This is a genomic window from Pseudoalteromonas sp. S1610, from assembly GCF_005887465.1.
Taxonomy (GTDB): domain Bacteria; phylum Pseudomonadota; class Gammaproteobacteria; order Enterobacterales; family Alteromonadaceae; genus Pseudoalteromonas; species Pseudoalteromonas undina.
Genome location: NZ_PNDI01000171.1, coordinates 1 through 268, shown reverse-complemented (window position 1 = coordinate 268; position 268 = coordinate 1). Strand labels below are relative to the sequence as shown.

The 268-nt window shown below is 41.8% G+C and carries 1 pseudogene; it reads left to right on the top strand.

From position 1 onward, the window contains the following. Positions 1-251: pseudogene (locus tag CWB77_RS18265) on the top strand (Smr/MutS family endonuclease); the annotation flags it as partial. Positions 252-268: the final 17 nt, after the last annotated feature.

Below are 268 nucleotides of genomic sequence, written 5' to 3'. Positions count from 1 at the left end.
CGGAACTCGCACAGCAAGAAAAAACCACAGCCGCACAATTAACCTTCAACAGTGACCAATATAATCCGTTAGATGCACCACTTGAATTGCTCGACCGACTCGCCATATTAAGCTTTAAACGAGATGGCGTGCAAAGCCCGGGTTTTAAAAACGTAATACTAGCTAAATATCATCTCGATGCGAGATTAGATTTACACGGGCAAGTTTTAAAAAATGCCCATGATTCGTTGCAGGCCTTTATTAAAGATTGACACCAGCGCAATATAAG